This window comes from Pseudomonas sp. VD-NE ins (assembly GCF_031882575.1).
Lineage (GTDB): Bacteria > Pseudomonadota > Gammaproteobacteria > Pseudomonadales > Pseudomonadaceae > Aquipseudomonas > Aquipseudomonas fluorescens_BZ.
The window spans coordinates 6,496,198-6,513,016 of the sequence record NZ_CP134772.1 but is presented as its reverse complement, the minus strand read 5'-3'; the positions used below and the strand labels follow the sequence as shown (position 1 = coordinate 6,513,016).

At 57.9% G+C, this 16,819-nt stretch carries 17 protein-coding genes; 4 read left to right on the top strand and 13 right to left on the bottom strand.

The annotated features are described in order from the left end of the window. Positions 1 to 46: 46 nt before the first annotated feature. Positions 47 to 1,333 carry a phosphate regulon sensor histidine kinase PhoR gene (gene phoR, locus RMV17_RS29230; protein WP_311887101.1) on the bottom strand — a complete coding sequence of 429 codons (1,287 nt, stop codon included), beginning with the start codon at positions 1,331 to 1,333 and terminating at the stop codon, positions 47 to 49. 138 nt (positions 1,334 to 1,471) lie between these two features. Then, on the bottom strand, positions 1,472 to 2,161 hold the full coding sequence (phoB, locus tag RMV17_RS29225) for a phosphate regulon transcriptional regulator PhoB (RefSeq protein ID WP_007896474.1): 690 nt from the start codon (positions 2,159 to 2,161) through the stop codon (positions 1,472 to 1,474). 151 nt (positions 2,162 to 2,312) lie between these two features. On the opposite strand from phoB, the gene RMV17_RS29220 reads away from it, so the two are divergent. Further along, positions 2,313 to 2,690: a hypothetical protein gene (locus RMV17_RS29220; protein WP_250605636.1), complete on the top strand. Its 378-nt coding sequence runs from the start codon at positions 2,313 to 2,315 to the stop codon at positions 2,688 to 2,690. Positions 2,691 to 2,812: 122 nt separating this feature from the next. Here the strand turns inward: RMV17_RS29220 and ubiA are convergent, their stop codons facing one another. Further along, positions 2,813 to 3,703, bottom strand: a complete 891-nt coding sequence (gene ubiA, locus RMV17_RS29215) for a 4-hydroxybenzoate octaprenyltransferase (RefSeq protein ID WP_311884395.1) — start codon at positions 3,701 to 3,703, stop codon at positions 2,813 to 2,815. Continuing rightward, a complete protein-coding gene (locus tag RMV17_RS29210) occupies positions 3,703 to 4,263 on the bottom strand; it encodes a chorismate lyase (RefSeq protein ID WP_116028548.1) in 561 nt (186 codons plus the stop codon). Before RMV17_RS29210 ends, ubiA begins: the two co-directional genes overlap by 1 nt. A 201-nt stretch (positions 4,264 to 4,464) precedes the next feature. Here RMV17_RS29210 and RMV17_RS29205 point away from each other — a divergent pair, with 201 nt between their 5' ends. From RMV17_RS29205 to RMV17_RS29195, 3 genes are all read left to right on the top strand, one after another. Continuing rightward, positions 4,465 to 4,632 (top strand): rubredoxin, encoded by a 168-nt coding sequence (locus tag RMV17_RS29205; protein ID WP_003437744.1) that lies wholly within the window; start codon positions 4,465 to 4,467, stop codon positions 4,630 to 4,632. 20 nt (positions 4,633 to 4,652) lie between these two features. Continuing rightward, positions 4,653 to 5,801: an FAD-dependent oxidoreductase gene (locus RMV17_RS29200; RefSeq protein ID WP_108224954.1), complete on the top strand. Its 1,149-nt coding sequence runs from the start codon at positions 4,653 to 4,655 to the stop codon at positions 5,799 to 5,801. A gap of 190 nt (positions 5,802 to 5,991) precedes the next feature. Next, complete coding sequence (locus tag RMV17_RS29195) at positions 5,992 to 6,267, top strand: HU family DNA-binding protein (RefSeq protein WP_003213368.1); 276 nt, start codon at positions 5,992 to 5,994, stop codon at positions 6,265 to 6,267. 99 nt (positions 6,268 to 6,366) lie between these two features. Here RMV17_RS29195 and RMV17_RS29190 read toward each other — a convergent pair whose 3' ends face one another. From RMV17_RS29190 to tssI, 9 genes are all read right to left on the bottom strand, one after another. Continuing rightward, positions 6,367 to 7,311, bottom strand: coding sequence for a phosphatidate cytidylyltransferase (locus RMV17_RS29190; protein ID WP_311884391.1), 945 nt, complete (start codon positions 7,309 to 7,311; stop codon positions 6,367 to 6,369). Continuing rightward, positions 7,308 to 7,907 carry a lysophospholipid acyltransferase family protein gene (locus tag RMV17_RS29185; RefSeq protein ID WP_311884389.1) on the bottom strand — a complete coding sequence of 200 codons (600 nt, stop codon included), beginning with the start codon at positions 7,905 to 7,907 and terminating at the stop codon, positions 7,308 to 7,310. Before RMV17_RS29185 ends, RMV17_RS29190 begins: the two co-directional genes overlap by 4 nt. After that, on the bottom strand, positions 7,894 to 8,526 hold the full coding sequence (locus tag RMV17_RS29180; RefSeq protein ID WP_311884387.1) for a CDP-alcohol phosphatidyltransferase family protein: 633 nt from the start codon (positions 8,524 to 8,526) through the stop codon (positions 7,894 to 7,896). Before RMV17_RS29180 ends, RMV17_RS29185 begins: the two co-directional genes overlap by 14 nt. 153 nt (positions 8,527 to 8,679) lie before the next feature. Then, positions 8,680 to 11,016, bottom strand: a complete 2,337-nt coding sequence (locus tag RMV17_RS29175; protein ID WP_311884384.1) for a lipase family protein — start codon at positions 11,014 to 11,016, stop codon at positions 8,680 to 8,682. Then, a complete protein-coding gene (locus RMV17_RS29170) occupies positions 11,013 to 11,849 on the bottom strand; it encodes a hypothetical protein (RefSeq protein WP_311884382.1) in 837 nt (278 codons plus the stop codon). Before RMV17_RS29170 ends, RMV17_RS29175 begins: the two co-directional genes overlap by 4 nt. After that, positions 11,846 to 12,682: a hypothetical protein gene (locus tag RMV17_RS29165; protein WP_311884380.1), complete on the bottom strand. Its 837-nt coding sequence runs from the start codon at positions 12,680 to 12,682 to the stop codon at positions 11,846 to 11,848. Before RMV17_RS29165 ends, RMV17_RS29170 begins: the two co-directional genes overlap by 4 nt. Beyond that, a complete protein-coding gene (locus tag RMV17_RS29160) occupies positions 12,679 to 13,470 on the bottom strand; it encodes a hypothetical protein (RefSeq protein ID WP_311884378.1) in 792 nt (263 codons plus the stop codon). Before RMV17_RS29160 ends, RMV17_RS29165 begins: the two co-directional genes overlap by 4 nt. Beyond that, positions 13,370 to 14,314 carry a DUF4123 domain-containing protein gene (locus tag RMV17_RS29155; protein WP_311884376.1) on the bottom strand — a complete coding sequence of 315 codons (945 nt, stop codon included), beginning with the start codon at positions 14,312 to 14,314 and terminating at the stop codon, positions 13,370 to 13,372. Before RMV17_RS29155 ends, RMV17_RS29160 begins: the two co-directional genes overlap by 101 nt. After that, entirely contained in the window at positions 14,311 to 16,335 is a 2,025-nt protein-coding gene (gene tssI / locus RMV17_RS29150; protein WP_311884374.1) for a type VI secretion system tip protein TssI/VgrG, read from the bottom strand. The genes RMV17_RS29155 and tssI overlap by 4 nt, the downstream gene beginning before the upstream one ends. Positions 16,336 to 16,819: the final 484 nt, after the last annotated feature.

Below are 16,819 nucleotides of genomic sequence, written 5' to 3'. Positions count from 1 at the left end.
AAGTCAGCCAATGTAGCGGCTGACCTGGCGATTGCCTAGTGCGACATTACTCAGCGGTGCTGATCGCCCGTGCGCTGGCCACTTGCGCCGGGGCGAAATGGCAGGTGAACGTACTGCCGTGTCCGGGCACGCTGCTGATCTCCATGCGCGCGCGGTGGCGCAACAACACGTGCTTGACGATGGCCAGGCCGAGCCCGGTGCCGCCGGTGTTGGAGTTGCGGCTGGAGTCGACGCGATAGAAGCGTTCAGTCAGGCGCGGCAGGTGTTTGCTGTCGATGCCGATCCCGGAATCCTGCACGCTCAGGTGCGCGCCCTGATCGTCGCCCCACCAGCGAATGCGGATGTTGCCCTCGGCCGGGGTGTATTTCACGGCGTTGAACACCAGATTGGAAAACGCGCTGCGCAATTCCGCCTCGCTACCCTTGAGCAACAGGCTGGTATCGGCTTCGAGGCTGATGCGCTGGTTCTTCGCGCCGGACAATTGCTGCGCATCGCTCTTGATCGATTGCAGCAGCGAGTCGACCTGCACCGGTTGGTTGTCCGACGGGTAATCAGTGGCCTCGAGTTTCGCCAGCAGCAACAAATCGTTGAGCAGTGTCTGCATGCGTCCGCCCTGTTGTTGCATTTGCTGCAGGGCACGGCTCCAGCGCGGGTTCACTTCTTCGACGTTGTCGAGCAGGGTTTCCAGATAGCCGCAGATCACCGTCAGCGGTGTGCGCAACTCGTGGGAGACGTTGGCGATGAAGTCTTTGCGCATCTGTTCCAGCTGATGAATACGCGTGACATCACGCACCAGCATCAAATGCTCGTTGTTGCCGTAGCGGGTCAGGTACAGCTGAATGCGCACGCGGTCATTGGTTGGCGAGGGGATTTCCAGCGGCTCGGCGTAGCTGTCCTGTTCGAAGTATTCCTTGAAACGCGGATGGCGTACCAGGTTGGTCACCGGTTGGCCACTGTCTTGCGGGGTCTTGAGGCCGAGCAGGGTTTCGGCGGCGCGGTTCCACCATTCCAGGTTGCCGTCGCTGTCGAGCATGATCACCGCGTCTTTCAGCGCGGCGGTGGATTCCTGAACCCGGTCGATCACCGCTTGCAGGCGCCCGCGCACACGTTGGTCGCGGCGTTGCAGATGGTAGATGCTGTCGAACACCTCGCCCCACAGGCCATAGCCGTCGGGCGGTGCTTCGTCGGGTTGGTGCTGGCGCAGCCATTCGTGCAGCCGCAGCAATTGCTTGAGCGTCCAGCCCAGATAAATCCCCAGGCCCGCCGCGAGGCTCCAGCCGTAATAGCCGGTGATCAGACCGATCACCAGGCAGGCGGTGACCAGCAGCAGCATGTGGCGAATCAGGGTGCCATGCCAATTTTGATTCACGGGGGCGTCCTTAGCCGCAGCTTCAAGTTTCAAGCTGCAAGCTACAAGTCAGAGCGGCTCGCTGATACTTGCCGCTTGTAGCTAGAAGCTTGCAGCTGTTTTTTATGCTTTGGTGGAAAACCGGTAGCCGGTGCCGCGCACGGTTTGTACCAGATTTTCGTAGGCGTCGCCGAGGGCCTTGCGCAGGCGGCGGATGTGCACGTCGACGGTACGTTCTTCAACGTAGACGTTGCCGCCCCAGACCTGATCCAGCAACTGGCCACGGGTGTAGGCGCGTTCCTGGTGGGTCATGAAGAATTGCAGCAGACGGTATTCGGTCGGGCCCATTTCGGCGGGTTTGCCGTCGATGGTCACGCGGTGGCTGATCGGGTCGAGCAGCAGGCCACCGACTTCAATCGGCGCTTCGCCGTCGGTCGGGCCGGCGCGGCGCAGCACGGCTTTCAGGCGGGCGACCAGTTCGCGCGGGGAAAACGGTTTGGTGATGTAGTCGTCGGCACCGACTTCCAGACCCTGGATCTTGTTGTCCTCTTCGCCCTTGGCGGTGAGCATGATGATCGGGATGTCCCCGGTCAGCTCGTCGCGCTTGAGGCGGCGGGCCAGCTCGATGCCGGAGGTGCCGGGCAGCATCCAGTCGAGCAGGATCAGGTCCGGCTTGCGGTCGACGATGATGGCGTGGGCCTGCTGCGAGTTCTCTGCCTCGAGGCAGTCATAGCCGGCCATTTCCAACGCAACGGCGATCATTTCGCGAATGGGCGCTTCGTCGTCGACGATCAGAATGCTCCTGCCAACCATGCCTTAATCCTCTTGTCATTTAACTGTCTTGCGCCGCATTAGATAACGGAATTATTGCAGTCGTGTGACAGTATTTTAGTCCGGCGGCGATTGTGCAAATCCTGAACTAAGCTCTAAGTCCGAATCCTGACAACCACAAAAGAAGGTTTCCATGACTCAAATGACTGTTTCTTTCAAAGCCCTGCTGCTTGCCGCTGCCGTTGCATTACCGTCGATGGCGTTCGCCGCTGACCCGGTCATGATGAAAGACGGCATGATGACCGACCACAAAGGCATGACCGTGTACACCTTCGACAAGGACACGGGCGGTAAATCGATGTGCAACGGCGATTGCGCGAAGAACTGGCCGCCGATGATGGCGCCGGCGGGAGCCAAGGCTGAAGGCAAATTCACCCCCATCAAGCGTGATGACGGAATGATGCAATGGGCATATGACGGCAAGCCGCTTTACACCTTCAAAATGGATGAAAAACCAGGCGACATGAAGGGGGAAGGGTTCAAGGACATGTGGCACATGCCGAAACACTGAGTCCTGCAGCAACTGCGTCCCTGTGGGAGCGAGCCTGCTCGCGAAAGCGCTGTGTCAGTTAACGCATTGGCTGACTGACACGACGCCTTTGCGAGCAGGTTCGCTCCCACAGTTGTGAGTTTTCAGCGCAACGCGTAATCCAGCACGATCCCGACGAAAATCGCCAACCCGGCCCAGTGGTTGTGCAAAAACGCCTTGAAACAACGCATGCGGTCGCGATCGCGGGTGTACCAGAACTCCCACGCATAACACCCGGCAGCCACCAGCAAACCGAGATGGAACCAGACGCCCAACTCGAACTTCGATCCGGCCAGCAACAGGCAGCCCAGCGACAACGCCTGCAAACTCAGGATGATTACCCGATCCGCCTCGCCGAACAGAATCGCCGTCGACTTCACGCCAATCTTCAAATCATCATCGCGATCAGTCATCGCGTAATAGGTGTCGTAACCCACCGTCCACAGCAGGTTGGCGATCCACAGCAGCCACGCCGCCGCCGGCAACTCACCGGTCTCGGCAGTAAACGCCATCGGCATGCCCCACGAAAACGCTGCGCCCAGCACCACTTGCGGGTAATAGGTGTAGCGCTTCATGAACGGATAAGTGAAGGCCAGCGCCAGCCCGCCCAGCGACAGCCAGATCGTCGGCGCATTGGTGCACAGCACCAGCAGAAAACTCACGCCCATCAACAGCGCAAAGAACACCATCGCTTCTTTCGAACTGATTCTGCCGGCCGCCAATGGCCGTTGCGCGGTGCGTTTGACGTGGCCGTCGACCTTGCGATCGGCCCAGTCGTTGATCACGCAGCCACCGGCGCGGGTCAGCACCACGCCGAGGACGAAAATCACGATGTTGGCTAGCGACGGCGAGCCTTTGCCGGCAATCCACAGCGCCCACAGCGTCGGCCACAGCAGCAGGTAAATGCCGATCGGCTTGTCCATCCGCGTCAACTGAATGAAATCCCAGGCGCGCGGGTTCAAGCGGTTCAGGGACTTGAGCAGGCTCTGATACATCAGCAGTTCTCCGGATGGGCGCGGGCGGCGCTCCACAGGCTCGGCAGGAAGATTTCCGCGACCAATACGCTCAGCGCGCCCCGGTCAAAACGCGAACGACGGCCCCACAGCTCAGGCGCTTTCGCCGCTTGTGGCAGCCATTGTTCAGGGTAGTGGCACACTTCGATGGCGCGGCGCTGGAACGCCTGATCGCAAAACAGCAATTCGCCCAACGAGCGGCTGCCCAGCTCATCCATGTGCAAGCCATCGCCCTGCAAGGCGGCGCGCGACGCCACGCTGCGGGCAAACACCCAGGCCTCGCCGTGGCCGCGCAAATACACCTCGCGCACCCAGCCTTCGCTGCCCTCGGCCAGATCCAGCGCGGCACATTCGTCAGCGCGCAAGGTGTCCCAACCTTCAAACAGTGGCGTGACGCTGAAGCCGTCATTGGACAGCCGGGTCAGGCGGCGGGTGAGGGAGCCTTCGTCGAACAGCCAGTCGAGGGTCAACGAATCGGGGAGGGGCGTCAGTCGGCTTTGAGTCAGCCAGAGTGGGGTCGGGCAGGCATTTGAATGTTGCACAATGAGTCATTATTGGCCGCAAATGAGGCGGCGAGCTTACCATGGTGAGCTGCGCTATTGATTGATCCGGGTCGCCGTTGCGCCGAACACGCTTGCATCTGCCCGGTTCCATCAGTACAAAACGCCCTGAGCCGGATGGCAGCGCAACACCCATCGACCATCCGCGCCGGCACCACGCCTGAACCCTGAGGAAGTACCTGAATGAAAAAGTGGCAATGCATCGTCTGTGGCCTGATCTACAACGAAGCCGACGGTTGGCCGGATGACGGCATTGCGCCGGGCACCCTGTGGCAAGACGTACCGGAAGACTGGCTGTGCCCGGACTGCGGCGTCGGCAAAATGGACTTCGAAATGATCGAAATCAACTAAGCACAAACAAGGAGTAAGGCATGAGCGCACCTGTCGTCATCATTGGCACTGGCCTGGCGGGCTATAACCTGGCTCGCGAATTTCGCAAGCTCGACAGCGAAACCCCGCTGCTGCTGATCACGGCTGATGACGGCCGCTCTTACTCCAAACCGATGCTCTCCACCGGTTTCGGCAAGAACAAAGACGCCGATGGCCTGAGCATGGCCGAGCCGGGCACCATGGCCGAGCAGTTGAAGGCCGAAGTGCGCACCCACACGCGCATCAGCGGCATCGACGCCGGCCACAAACGCCTGTGGATCGGTGAAGAAGCAGTTTATTACCGTGACCTGATCCTCGCCTGGGGCGCGGAAACCGTGCGTGTGCCCATCGAAGGCGATGGCGCGGATCTGGTGTTCCCGATCAACGATCTCGAAGACTACGCGCGTTTCCGTGCCGCTGCGGCGGGCAAGCGCCGTGTGTTGTTGCTCGGTGCCGGCCTGATTGGCTGCGAATTCGCCAATGACCTGATCCTTGGCGGCTACGAAGTGCAACTGGTGGCGCCGTGCGAACAAGTCATGCCGATGCTGCTGCACCCGGCCGCTGCGGCAGCGGTGCAGGCCGGGCTGGAAAGCCTGGGTGCGAAATTTCACCTCGGCCCGGTGCTGACCCGATTGCAGAAAGTCGCCGACGGCCTCGAAGCGCATCTGTCCGACGGCCAGGTCATTCCTTGCGACGTGGTGGTGTCGGCCATCGGCCTGCGCCCACGCATCGATCTGGCGGCGGCTGCCGGCGTGCAGGTCAATCGCGGTGTGGTGGTTGATCGCCATCTGAAAACCTCCCACGCCAACATCTACGCCTTGGGTGATTGTGCCGAAGTCGACGGGCTGAATCTGCTGTACGTGATGCCCCTCATGAGCTGTGCGCGAGCACTGGCACAAACCCTCGCCGGAAACCCGACCGCCGTGAGCTACGGCCCGATGCCGATCACCGTGAAAACCCCGGTGTGCCCGCTGGTCGTATCCCCACCGCCACGGGGCCGCGAAGGTGTCTGGACGGTTGAAGGGCAGGGCGCCGACATCAAGGCCCTGTGCCACAGCGCCGAAGGCCAATTGCTCGGTTACGCGCTGACCGGCGCAGCCGTGATGGAAAAACTCGCCCTGAACAAACAGCTTCCGGCCCTGCTGGCATAAATACCGGTCGTTCTGTCGGAATCACCCCGCTTTTGCCCCTACAAAGGTCGCGGGGAGACTGGCGCCGCCGGTATCCGCGTGCCATTCTCACTCCCGTCTGCCGCAGAGTAGAGCCTGCGGCGCCTTGGGCGCTGTTCCAACGAGAACAGCACGGACATAACAACAAAAAACCGTCAAAGGGGCTTCACTAATGCGTAAACCAGAACTCGCCGCTGCAATCGCTGAAAAAGCAGATCTGACCAAAGAACAGGCCAACCGCGTACTCAACGCCGTTCTCGAAGAAATCACCGGCGCTCTGCACCGCAAGGACAGCGTCACGCTGGTCGGCTTCGGCACCTTCCTGCAACGCCACCGCGGCGCCCGCACCGGCAAAAACCCGCAGACCGGCGAACCGGTCAAAATCAAGGCCAGCAACACCGTTGCGTTCAAGCCAGGCAAATCGTTGAAAGACAGCGTTAATCCTTAATTGCGGCGGATCCCCTGAATAGCGGGGGAACACCGTAATAAAAAATGGGCACACCGATTGCGGTCGGGTGCCCATTTTTTGTGCCTGGCGAATTCCGGCTCAGGCCGAGAAGAAATACCGCGTCAGGTGAAAGAAGATCGGTGCGGCGAAGCAGATCGAATCCATGCGGTCGAGCATGCCACCGTGGCCCTTGATCATCGTGCCCCAGTCTTTGGCACTCAGGCTGCGTTTGATCGCGGACATGACCAGCCCGCCGAGAAAGCCCATCACTACAATCACCAGTGACATCAGCAACGATTGCCAAAAGCTGAACGGTGTCATCCAGAACATGCAGCCACCGATCAGCGTGGCCGACAGTCCGCCACCAATCAGCCCCTCAACGGTCTTCGACGGGCTCACCAGCGGCGCGACCTTGTGTTTGCCGAAGAGCTTGCCGAACACGTACTGCAGCACATCGCTCATCTGCACCACGAACACCAGATAAAACAGCAGTAGCGCGTTCTGGCCACTAAATCCCTGAAGATCGAGCAACAACAGGGCTGGTGCATGACTGATGCAGTAGATGCAGATCATCACGCCCCACTGGATTTTTGCCGTGCGCTCCAGAAAGCCCTCGGTGTCTTGGCTCAACACGGCAATGGCCGGCAGCAAGAGGAAGGCATACACCGGCACCAGCAGCGTGAACATCGAATACCAATGGGTGCCGATCAGCAGGTATTGCAGCGGGATCAGTATGAAAAACGCCGAGAACAACGCGTTGTGGTCACCGCGCGCGGTGGGCGTCAGAGTGATGAACTCGCGCAGCGCAAACAACGAAATGAAGCCGAACAGCACCACCGTCGCATTCGGGCCGAGCAGCCAGGACACGAAGAAGATAATGACCATCCCCCACCACGCGTTGACACGCTGATTGAGGTTTTCGATGGTCGAGATCGAGCTTTCGCTGTTGGCCCGTTTGGCCAGTACTCGGCCAGTAAGCGAAGCCACCGCCAGCAGGGCGGCGATGGCCGCAAAGAACCAGAGGAATTTGGTTTCCAGACTCATTTCGACAACCTCACGATGGCTTCACGCGCGCGCTCCAGAAAAACCTGTTTCTCTTCGCCGGCAATCCTTCGCAGCGGGTCGCCGATCCGGATCGTACAAATGATCGGCAGCGGCACATGTTTGCCTTTGGGCATCGAGCGATGCAGGTTTTCCAGGTAGATCGGTACCAGGTCGACATCGGGAAAGGTTTCGGCCAAGCGGAAAATCCCGGACTTGAACTCCCCCGGCAGCGCCTGAGTGGAACGCGTGCCCTCGGGGAAGATGATGATCGAATGACCGGCCCGCACCACATCGAAAATCGGCTCCAGCACGTTGGTGCCGGGCGCCGGATTACGCTCGATCAATACCGCATTCAAGCCCTTCTGCGAGATGTACGAAAGGAAGCGGTTCTTGCCCCAGTAATCGGCAGCAGCGACCGGTTTGACGTTCCGGCGCGCTTCCGGCGGCAACGCGGCGATGATCGCCAGCGTGTCCATGTGGCTGGTGTGGTTGGCGTAGTAGATTCGCTGGCGCGTGAGGTCTGGCGGGCTTTCCCAGCGAGCGGTCACACCAATCAAGAAGCGCAGCACCGAAATCAGCGCATTACTGATCCACATGAGCGTTCCCCTTCAATTGTCTGGCGATGGCGAGTGTTCGAGTACCGCAGGTAACAACTGAGCCAATGGCAATAATCACCAGTGCGATCAGCAAAGCGTAGTGGGTTGCGTAATAGCTGGCTTCTAACGCGTTCAACACCAGCGCGACCGTCATCACTGCCATCCGGTGCTGCTTGGCCATCGGCCCCATGAAACTCTGCGTCAGACCGAGAGAGCCACCGAATACCCGGACATACGCCGTCAGCGCGGCGGCCAGTGCAGCAAACCAGCCAAGATCGGATTGCCCGATGGCATAACCCAGCCCGACGATCAGCAGACTATCGGCCACGCGATCGGGAAACTCGTTGTACAAACTGCCGATGGCGGACTGCTTACCGCCTTCGATGGCCACCATGCCGTCGAACAGGTTGCACAACAGGCGCAACTGAATGCCGATGATGCAGCAGATCGAACCTGCCACGCCGTTGTCGATGTTCAGCGTTATCGCGCCAAACAGCGCGAAGAGCATGCTGACGACAGAGATCTGATTAGGGGAAATATCGCGTTTGACCAACACATCCGTAATGCGCCTTGCCCAACCCGCCGAACGCGTCTTGATGGGCCTTCTGTTTTCTTCCATGTGCCAATGTCCGTATCAGTGATGAGGTGCCAAGTGCATATTGTGGCTGTCGGCGGGGATTGGTGTTGGACTATCTTTGGCGCAAAGACAGACTTCAGGCCCAATGAGGCCTGAACGGATTCAGCATGTGGTTCGTAGAAGAGTAGGAAAACGTTACACAAATGAATCGATATCCAACTCATACGGCGCTCCCACGGCATGCCCGCCGGTCATTGCGGCAATAGCGGCATCGTGGTCTTCGGCGGCGGGAGGAATCATCGCCAGTTGTTCCTGAACGAGGTTTTCCGGGTGAGCGTTCCAGCGCAGCAGGTTTTCCTGCACCCACTCGGGCTGGTCGGCATAGCTGCCGTAAACGTCGGCTTCGGTGACCCGCTGGCCGCGCAGGGCGACCAGGCGGTCATGGGTCATTTTGATTTTGTCTATTTCGTTGTTGAGAACCGTGGTCTTGTGATTTCTTTCCTGGTGACGGACATAGGCGCTGGGGTGAGCCTGGATCTCGCGCTCAACGGCACGCAGTTGCTTTCTGATATTTTCCAATGCGCCGCTGACCCATTCGAACTCCCGAGGTGTGACCAAAGAGCGTTTGAGCTGCTGTGCCTCTTGCCAGCGGCGCAGGCTTGCCCAGCAGCCGGGGATGTAGCTGCCGACCATCGAGTGATCGCCTGCCGCGAAGAGCTGCTTCAGAAAAGAGCCGCGCTTGGGCAAGCCATTGATATTTCGCAAGGCTTCGGCACAGCCGTGATCGTTGATGATGCTGCAGCCCGGCTGCCAGAGAATGGAGGATTGGTGTTCCTTGCCAAACACCACTGGCATGAAATGGCGCAGTGCGCCGTGATGGCCGTAATCGTCACCAAAGAAGTTGGTCATTCCCCAGACAAGCAAGGCAAAACCGGCGGCCGGGGTAATAACCAGCACTGCACCGTTGGCGATATACATTGGCTTGGGGTTGGCAAAGGTATTCATCCATGTGGCGGGTACGCTCGGAACCGGGTCGTTCTGATTGACGATGCGGTGGTGGACCAACGCCTTGGCACTTTCGATGAAAGTGGTGTCGCCGGCGCGAGGGGCGCCGTAGGTGTAGAGGACGATCTGCGGTAGGAACTGTGGATCGCGCCGTAGCATTTCGGACAAGATCAGTGCGATTGCCCCGCCCAGACTGTGCCCGGTGATCAGCAGTTTTTGTCCGCTGTAGAATCGCTCCAGATAACTCACCACAAACGGGTAAATCGCTTGGGCACCGCCGTAGAAGCCGCGATGGACCTTACCTTCTCCTTCCTCAAAAGGAACCTGATAGGCATCCCCATCTCGCATCGCATCGGGTTTTAGTTCACTGGTCCCGCGTACGCTGATTAATATCAATTCGTCGTGATGAGTGATGAAGGCTTGGGTGTCTGTACTGTTGTCTTTATCGCGATCATCGAAAAAGTGCAGTTTGGCCGGGTGCTCCTGCTGATCGCCCAAGTCCGGGTTGTTTACCTCGGGATAGAGCGATGGATCGAACGGCACCACTTCCAGACGTTTCGAGTAAGGAACCTCCTCATACAAGGGGTAGAACTTCTTCGTTTGCAGGGCATCGACTTTCCACAGTTCATCAAACTGCGGCAGGGCATGGCCGAACCAGTGGCCGCTGCTGGGTTGCACGGTGAAGGTCACGCTGTCAGTCCTCACCGGTTGGGTGTTCGGCTCTTGGCCGAAATCGGTGTAGCTCAGCGTGGCCATCAATGACAGTTGATAGAGGTTGAGTGCGCAGAATTCGTCGCCGGTCGACAGCATGGGCCGTAGTGCCCTCATCGGGCGTACTTCCAGCACGTGATGCTTGTTGGGCAACAGGGCGATGCCCTCGGGTTTGGGAGGCGGTGGGAAGAATCCAAGTTCGACCGTAGCCATATCCGCTTTACTGAAGAGGACGCTCAGTCCGGCATCAAGCGCGGATCTATCGACGACGGCGAAGCTTCTGGATTTTGGCGCCGGGCGCATCAGTTTATGTACCACCATGTTCGGTGGATCTCGCCGCAGGGCCAGAGGCGGCAAGTGCGCAATGTGGTTTACCAGTTCGCTGACTTCTATCTGGCAGTAAGCATTGGTTTCGGCGAGGTCTTTTGCTGGGTTGGCTTGGGTACGTACGCCTGTTTTGTGGAAAAAACGGGTTTTTTCGGCGCGCACTTGGAGTTCAGTGATGGGGAGGGGGTAGTGTTTCCTGCGAATCAACTCGCTGTAATCATCATTTCTTCCTTTATACGAATGAGTGAGCTTAAGTACCACGGGCCCACAAAAATGGTTTTTCACATTTCCGGATCCCTTAGCGTCCAGTTTGCCCGTGTAAACGGTGTCCTCGTGATCAATGATTTCGTAGGTCAACCCGGCGTAGGGTTTGCCATCACCAAATTCGTCCACTAATTGAAAACTCGTCGAATGCCCGCGCCTTGGGCAGGCGTGGATGCTGCCTTGCATAAACTCTGCGACGTTTGGATCTAACGGTTCAATGCTCATGGGGTCTCATCCTTGTTTTCCGTGCAGCCGGGGTAAATAGTGCAGATGCGCTCGTCCACCATCCTGAAGGTGCTGAAGTCCTTGTGATTGCCATAACAAAAAGCATGTTGATCTTCGAAGCCTTTCCCCATGCAACGCTTCCATCCATTTGGCTGCTTTACCCATGTGTCACCCATGTAGGGCTCTTCCTCGTCGGACAACTTGATCTTCAGCCTTACGGTTATTCCCGCTAGCTGAGTCAGCGTGTACGCCGTGGAAGGGCGGCTTCGCCCGACATTGCCCTGCGCATCCATTTTTTTGCAGGTCAGCAGTTTGATCAGGTAACGCTTCGGCCCGACGGTGCGAAAAAGCCACATGCACTCACCGAAGAACTCAGCTGTCTCGTCATCTCTGAAAGTACCCATTTGTCGCTCCAGCAACTCCGGACGCACGGCAAATGAGGCGTAGTCATAGCTGCTGTTACTACGTCCTGGGCCAAAAACGCCGATGATTTTGATCTCCACATGGTTCAGCACCAGCGGGCAGTTACTCGCTGTTTTGTACAGCTCAATTTCCGCAGTGCTGACATATTCCATATTGGGTTTATTGAAGCTGACCCAGAAATCCGGCTTTCCCGCGACTCTGCACGTTTCTCCTTCGAGGGGCAGGTAGATGGCTTTCAGTTCGTATTTGAAGTTGGGTGGGAGGTCGGGAACAAAGATGAATGTGTTGGGTTTGCCCACAGCCGAACAACCCAATGTCAAAGCAAGACAAGTGCTCAATGTCAGGCACTGAAAGACTCGTTTGAAGTGGGGGAAATACACCCGCGAATGCGGTGTTTTTTGATCCGTCATGGGCTCTCGTCCTTGTTTTCCGTACAGCCGGGGTAAATGGTGCAGATGCGCTCATCTACCATCCTGAAGGTGCTGAAGTCCTTGTAATTCCCATTGCAGTAACCACGCTGATCTTCCATGCCTTCACCCAAACAGCGCTTCCAGCCACCGGGAACTTCAACCCAGGTGTCACCCCAGCCGGGCCTTTCTTCATCAGCCAACTTGATCTTCAGCCTTACGGTTATTCCCGCTAGCTGAGTCAGCGTGTACGCCGTGGAGGGGCGGCTTTGACCAACATTGCCCTGCTCATCCATTTTTTTGCATCTCAACATTTTTATGAGGTAACGCTTGGGACTGACGGTGCGAAAAAACCACATACACTCACCGAAGAACTCAGCTGTCTCGTCATCTCTGAAAGTACCCATTTGTCGCTCCAGCAACTCCGGACGCACGGCAAATGAGGCGTAGTCATAGCTGCTATCACTCCGTTCCGGGCCAAAAACGCCGATGATCTTGATCTCCACATGGTTCAGCACCAGCGGGCAGTCGCTCGCAGTTTTGTACAGCTCGATTTCCGCAGTGCTGACGTACTCCATATTGGGTTTATTGAAGCTGACCCAGAAATCCGGCTTTCCCGCGACTCTGCACGTTTCTCCTTCGAGGGGCAGGTAGATGGCTTTCAGTTCGTATTTGAAGTTGGGTGGGAGGTCGGGAACAAAGATGAATGTGTTGGGTTTGCCCACAGCCGAACAACCCGATGTCAAAGCAAGACAAGTGCTCAATGTCAGGCATTGAAGGACTCGTTTGAGGTGCGGGGAATACACCTGCGAATGCGGTGTCTTTTGATCCGTCATGGGGTCTCGTCCTTGTTTTCCGTACAGCCGGGGTAAATGGTGCAGATCCGCTCATCCACCATCCTGAAGGTGCTGAAGTCTTTGTAATTGCCGAAGCAGAACGCATCCTGATCCTCAAAGGCTTTCCCCATGCAGCGCTTCCATCCGCCTGGCACTTTTACCCAGGTGTCACCAAAAGCCGGCTTTTCCCGCTCAGACAATTGGATCTTCAGAATTACCTTTTTTCCAGAAAGCTGAGTCAGCGTGTACGCCGTTGAAGGACGGCTTCGCCCGACATTGCCCTGCGCATCCATTTTTTTGCAGGTCAGGAGTTTGATCAGGTAACGCTTCGGCCCCACCGTGCGGAAGGACCACATACACTCACCGAAGAACTCAGCTGTCTCGTCATCTCTGAAAGTACCCATTTGTCGCTCCAGCAACTCCGGGCGCACCGCAAATGAGGCGTAGTCATAACTGCTGTCACTTCGCTCCGGACCAAAAACACCGATGACCTTGATCTCCACATGGTTCAGCGCCAGCGGGCAGTCGCTTACGGTTCTGTAAAGCGGGACTACAGAGGTACCTGCGTATTTCATGTTGGTTTTGTTGAACCCAAGCTGAGTACCTTTTCCACCGGGTACCGAGCATGTTTGATCTTTGGCGGGAACATAGGTGGCCGTCAGGTCGTATTTGAAGTTGGGTGGAAAGTCAGGAACAAAAGTAAACGTGTTCGGCGTACCAACCGCAGAGCAGCCCAGGATCAATGCAGTGCAGCTGCCAAGTGCCAGATGTTGAAATGCACGTCTCATAGGGGGCCGCTCTCCTGCCAATACAGCACATGCGATACACCCGCTCAAAATGCGCCGCCGGGCCCTCTTCAGGTTTCGGCAACCATGACTTGGGCGGCACATACCCCGGTAGCTGAAGACTTTGGGCCAGCAAAAAGTGCACTTGCTCCGGTTGCTGCCAGCCCCACAGGCGCGTCAGTTGAATCTGTCCCCACAGCCAGTCATCGATGTCGACGTGCTCCGCTAGCTTGGCCATTGCTTCGGTGTGCTCGCCCACCAAATAACGGCGGGTGTTGTCGAACAGCACGTTTGCGTAAATCAGCTCCGGTGTAGGCGTCTGCAGCCATGGCGGGTCGATGGGCAGCGGGTGTTCGCCGGGGTCCGGGTTGTCGGCGACGTTCCATTGCCCGGCATGCCAGTAACAGATGCTGCTGACCGGCCCGAGCAACGCTGCGTATTGCTCGGGTTGCAGATGCGCCAGCGCGCGTCCGAGCACGCGGTTGTCATGCACGCGATACACCGCCAGGTTGGGGCGTTCACCGGTCACCACGCGCTCGCGCCAATGGCTTGCCAGATCATCCAGAGCGACATGCTCGGCGCTGGCCAGCCAACCCCAATGGCGATCGGGTGTGTCGAGCAATGACAGGATGACGGGGTGGCGCGCCGTGTCGATCTGCAAAAGCAGCGGGCCGGTTTGCGCCAATGACTCAGCCGCCGTGCCCGCGTACAAATGACGAAATCGCTCAGTGCCGAGGTCGGAGGCCAGCGCCGTGCGTGCTTCGCTCTGACCGTCGGAGTCGAGCATCAGAAACAGATCACGTCCGCCGCGGGACTGCTCGTGCAGCCATAGTTCTACCCGGTTCATGCGACTTCTCCCAGGCCGCACTGCCCAGCCGCACAGGCTTCGCACAGCGGGCAATAATCCGCCGCTTGCTGGCGAGCACTGTTGACGATCGACAGCGGTGTGGCACTGACAGGAGGGGCGATGCCGCCCACTGCCTGCAGCGGCTGGAGTGGCTCGATGCCCGCCAACGGCGCACCGCCCTCGACGATGGGCACGCTGCTGAAAATCCCGCCGGCGTTGATGACGATGTGGTGTCCGCCCGCCGACAGCGTCAGGCTCATGCCAGCGTCGATCACCACGTTGCTTGCGGTGACATGCGCCTGCTGGCCGGCCTGAATTACCAGCGCTCCCACCGATTGACTGCTGATGCCGCTAACCGTGAGCAGGTCATCGGCGTTGACCTGCGTACTGCGCACACCTTGGTGGGTGCGCAACGTCTTGCCCTCGATCAGGCTGGTACTGTCATTGCCAATTTGCTCGAAGCGGTCGCGGGTAATCAGGCTGTGGCTGTCGTTAAGGATCAGTTGTTCCAGATCGCGCTGAGCCCGCAGGTAGATTTTCTCCTGGCCAGCACGGTCTTCGATCGACAGTTCGTTGTACCCGCCATTGTGCGGAGAGCTCTGACTGCGCAAGACCGTTCGGGTCTTGTTGCCGGGCAGAGGATGAGCGACGCCGTTGACCTTGTTGACCACGCAGCCGGTGATCAACGGATGGTCCGGATCGCCCTCCTGAAAGGTCACCACCACCTCCATCCCGACCCGAGGAATGGACACCGCGCCGAAGCCTTCACCAGCCCAACTGGAGGCCACACGTAACCAGCAACTGCTTTTTTCGCTATCTAGTTCCGCGCGATCCCAAGGGAACTCGACGCGAACCCTGCCGTGTTCGTCGCAGAATATCTCTTCTCCGGGCGGCCCGGTGACTCGCGCGGTCTGGCAGACGAGCGCAGGTCTTAGCGCTGGCAGTGGCGGGCGATAGAGCACATCGGCCGGGATTGCCTTGAAGGTGTTGCGATAACCTTGAGTGAAACCATCAGCCGTTTTGTCATCGCTGCTGAAAGCCTCTTCCAGCACTTGGGGCTGCTTACCTTCATGAGCAATGTTCAACAGCAACCACATCTCGTTGCAGTCCGGTCGCGGATGTTCGGTCAGGTCGAAAAGATGACCGCTGCGCAATGTCGCTTGATTGCTCTTGCCCTCAATCCATTGATAGTCGCTGCGGTGCCGCTCCAATGCTTGGCGCACCTGCCGTTTGCCGTGTTTCTCAGACGTCATGAGCAGCGGATAGCGATAGTCTTCAAGTTCGGGCGTGAACTCGGCGGTGAAGCGACTCTCCAGCAACAGGCTCGGGCGTTTCAGGTCATAGTCGCGACGGGTGACCGTGCTGGTGCGAGTGTTGAAGCCCATGGTGAGGTGATTGACCACCGGGTAATCTGCAACCATGCCGCTGTCAGGCTGAAAAGGGGTCGCACCCAATTTGGGGAAAAACACCTGACTGTCGCTGAACACCAGCAAGTGCCTGTCGACCGAGTGCTGGTGATGCCACGCGATGCCGTCCTCGGCGCACAGGCGCTGGATAAAACGGAAATCGCTTTCGCCGTATTGCGTACAGTACTCACGCACCGGACTGGTGGTGACATTGAAGGTGAAGTCATCGGGCTGAATGCCCTGCCGTTGCAGAACCTGCGCAACAATTTGTGGCACCGTCAGGTTCTGAAAAATCCGTTGGTCGCGACTGAATTGCAGATAGTGCAGCGCGGGCACCAGTGTGAGCTCATAGCGAGTCAGGCGTTTGCCGGGCTCCGCCAGCATTACGTTTTCGATGCGCCCGTGAATGCCTTCCTGATTGGCGCCGAATTGCAGGAACGCAGGTCGGCTTAGCAACGCTTCCAGATCGACATCAGTCCGCTCGCTCACCAGTGCGACACGGATGGCATACAGCTGACCGACGGCTTCAGCGCCGTTAAACGAAAGCACCTTGAAGTCGTGACGAAAAGCAGGAATCTGCAGGGTAAACAGTGCGCAATTGCCCGTACCGAACATACGCTTGTCCTTAAGCAAAGTGAGTCATTGCGCGGTGTTCGATCGTCCCTGATCGCCACGCGTAAAAAATTTGCCAAGGCACGCTAGCTGCGGGGGAAATAAATTGATGTAAGAACCGTCTCTGACATTTGTCAGAGACTTCCGGGTTGTAAGGTGTTGTGTGAATTGAAGGAAATGACTGTAGGAGGGGAGTTCGATAACTATTGAATTAGCACGAATGTGCAGTGTTTCCGGCCGCTGAAAGTTTCACAAAGTAATTTGCCATCAAATTGATGGCACTTTTTCTGTTCGTCATTGTCCTCGCTGAATTGTTCAAAGAGGCCGATGCATTTTCGGAAGTGTCCTACTTCTATTTTTTTCAAGAGTTGTCATGCTTGCCGCCCTGTAATGGGACGGGCGTCCGGCAGGATGTCGCCTCGCCGCCCAGAAGCGCTCTAGCTCAGGGCTTTGGCAGGGGAGAGAGAAATGTGGCGAATATAAATGA

What these genes read in the sequence shown, in the direction of transcription:
- phoR (WP_311887101.1), bottom strand. Translation starts at nt 1,333, where the DNA reads ATGCTGCTGCTGGTCACCGCCTGCCTGGTGATCGGTCTGATCACCGGC.
- phoB (WP_007896474.1), bottom strand. Translation starts at nt 2,161, where the DNA reads ATGGTTGGCAGGAGCATTCTGATCGTCGACGACGAAGCGCCCATTCGC.
- RMV17_RS29220 (WP_250605636.1), top strand. Translation starts at nt 2,313, where the DNA reads ATGACTCAAATGACTGTTTCTTTCAAAGCCCTGCTGCTTGCCGCTGCC.
- ubiA (WP_311884395.1), bottom strand. Translation starts at nt 3,703, where the DNA reads ATGTATCAGAGCCTGCTCAAGTCCCTGAACCGCTTGAACCCGCGCGCC.
- RMV17_RS29205 (WP_003437744.1), top strand. Translation starts at nt 4,465, where the DNA reads ATGAAAAAGTGGCAATGCATCGTCTGTGGCCTGATCTACAACGAAGCC.
- RMV17_RS29200 (WP_108224954.1), top strand. Translation starts at nt 4,653, where the DNA reads ATGAGCGCACCTGTCGTCATCATTGGCACTGGCCTGGCGGGCTATAAC.
- RMV17_RS29195 (WP_003213368.1), top strand. Translation starts at nt 5,992, where the DNA reads ATGCGTAAACCAGAACTCGCCGCTGCAATCGCTGAAAAAGCAGATCTG.
- RMV17_RS29190 (WP_311884391.1), bottom strand. Translation starts at nt 7,311, where the DNA reads ATGAGTCTGGAAACCAAATTCCTCTGGTTCTTTGCGGCCATCGCCGCC.
- RMV17_RS29185 (WP_311884389.1), bottom strand. Translation starts at nt 7,907, where the DNA reads ATGTGGATCAGTAATGCGCTGATTTCGGTGCTGCGCTTCTTGATTGGT.
- RMV17_RS29180 (WP_311884387.1), bottom strand. Translation starts at nt 8,526, where the DNA reads ATGGAAGAAAACAGAAGGCCCATCAAGACGCGTTCGGCGGGTTGGGCA.
- RMV17_RS29175 (WP_311884384.1), bottom strand. Translation starts at nt 11,016, where the DNA reads ATGAGCATTGAACCGTTAGATCCAAACGTCGCAGAGTTTATGCAAGGC.
- RMV17_RS29170 (WP_311884382.1), bottom strand. Translation starts at nt 11,849, where the DNA reads ATGACGGATCAAAAAACACCGCATTCGCGGGTGTATTTCCCCCACTTC.
- RMV17_RS29165 (WP_311884380.1), bottom strand. Translation starts at nt 12,682, where the DNA reads ATGACGGATCAAAAGACACCGCATTCGCAGGTGTATTCCCCGCACCTC.
- RMV17_RS29160 (WP_311884378.1), bottom strand. Translation starts at nt 13,470, where the DNA reads ATGAGACGTGCATTTCAACATCTGGCACTTGGCAGCTGCACTGCATTG.
- RMV17_RS29155 (WP_311884376.1), bottom strand. Translation starts at nt 14,314, where the DNA reads ATGAACCGGGTAGAACTATGGCTGCACGAGCAGTCCCGCGGCGGACGT.
- tssI (WP_311884374.1), bottom strand. Translation starts at nt 16,335, where the DNA reads ATGTTCGGTACGGGCAATTGCGCACTGTTTACCCTGCAGATTCCTGCT.